Origin of the sequence: Limnospira sp. PMC 289.06 (assembly GCF_032350395.1) — a bacterium.
Taxonomy (GTDB): domain Bacteria; phylum Cyanobacteriota; class Cyanobacteriia; order Cyanobacteriales; family Microcoleaceae; genus Limnospira; species Limnospira platensis.
Genome location: NZ_JARPLC010000510.1, coordinates 1 through 407, shown reverse-complemented (window position 1 = coordinate 407; position 407 = coordinate 1). Strand labels below are relative to the sequence as shown.

Below are 407 nucleotides of genomic sequence, written 5' to 3'. Positions count from 1 at the left end.
GAAGAAAAAGCCGAAATAAAATTACCTAACTTAGCTGAATCAATTGCTGAAATATTCGGGATGGTAATGGAAATTGCCATCTCCCATCAAGTGACACAAAACGCTGTTTTAACCTGTTTACATGAAGCAGGTTTGGCGCATTCAGCAGCCTTTAAAGCTGGTAGGGAAGTCTCGGAAATATTAGACTATTTAGGATTTGAAACCGAGGAAAAATACGAGAAACTAAAAACAGCGTTTACTCCAGAGGCTGATAATTTTGAGGAACTACTAGAACCTAACGAAAGTAAAGTTAAAATCACTAATCAAAAGAACGCGAAAGAAACACTACAGACAGCCTTAAATCAAATAAAGGAAATATTCTCAATAGTTAGAGCGCAAGGTACTTTACAAGTTAATGGTAATGACCC

The 407-nt window shown here is 36.6% G+C and carries 1 pseudogene; it reads left to right on the top strand.

The features are described from left to right. Positions 1 to 407, top strand: a pseudogene (locus tag P5674_RS26035) (hypothetical protein); the annotation flags it as partial.